This window comes from Novosphingobium percolationis, assembly GCF_020179425.1.
GTDB classification, from domain to species: Bacteria; Pseudomonadota; Alphaproteobacteria; order Sphingomonadales; family Sphingomonadaceae; genus Novosphingobium; species Novosphingobium percolationis.
In genome coordinates this window covers 1-880 of sequence record NZ_JAILYM010000027.1, presented here as the reverse complement: position 1 = coordinate 880, position 880 = coordinate 1, and the positions used below count along the sequence as shown (strand labels likewise).

Here is an 880-nt window from a genome sequence, read left to right as displayed (position 1 = left end):
GGCTCTGTTGCAAAGATTGGCGGCAGTCAGAGGTAGGCTGTCGCTCTGCGCCGATCAGGCGGCTGCTGCGAAATGGTGGTTGAGCATGCCCATGGCCTCCGTCAGCGCCGAGGGCCCAATGCCAAAAGCTCTCTCCACAAGGCGCACCTCGCCCCTGATGCCGGGCTGCAGGCACCAGGGGCGAGCCTGTCCTTTGCGCAGGGCTCGCATGACTTCGAATCCCTTGATCGTGGCATAGGCCGTGGGGATCGATTTGAAACCGCGCACCGGCTTGATCAGTATCTTGAGCTTTCCGTGATCGGCCTCGATCACGTTATTGAGATACTTCACCTGCCGGTGGGCCGTCTCCCGGTCCAGCTTTCCTTCGCGCTTCAATTCGGTGATCGCTGCACCATAGCTCGGCGCTTTGTCGGTATTGAGCGTGGCAGGCTTTTCCCAGTGCTTCAGGCCTCGCAGGGCCTTGCCCAGGAACCGCTTCGCTGCCTTGGCGCTGCGGGTCGGCGACAGGTAGAAATCGATCGTGTCGCCCCGCTTGTCGACTGCCCGGTACAGGTAGGTCCACTTGCCCCGCACCTTGACGTAGGTTTCATCCAGGCGCCAGCTCGGATCAAAGCCACGCCGCCAGAACCAGCGCAGCCGCTTCTCCATCTCCGGGGCGTAGCACTGGACCCAGCGATAGATCGTCGTATGGTCGACCGAAATGCCGCGTTCCGCCAGCATTTCCTCAAGGTCGCGATAGCTGATCGGATAGCGACAATACCAGCGCACCGCCCACAGGATCACATCACCCTGGAAATGGCGCCACTTGAAATCCGTCATCGTTCCGTCCGTCCAATCTCCGCCAAGCATGCTCAAGCTTCACGATTTTTGCAACAGAGCC

At 60.6% G+C, this 880-nt stretch carries 1 protein-coding gene; it reads right to left on the bottom strand.

Annotated elements, in window-relative coordinates; translation table 11 throughout:
• Nucleotides 1-54 precede the first annotated feature (54 nt).
• A complete protein-coding gene (locus K3A84_RS20260; protein WP_001389365.1) occupies nt 55-819 on the bottom strand; it encodes an IS6-like element IS6100 family transposase in 765 nt (254 codons plus the stop codon).
• Nucleotides 820-880 lie beyond the last annotated feature (61 nt).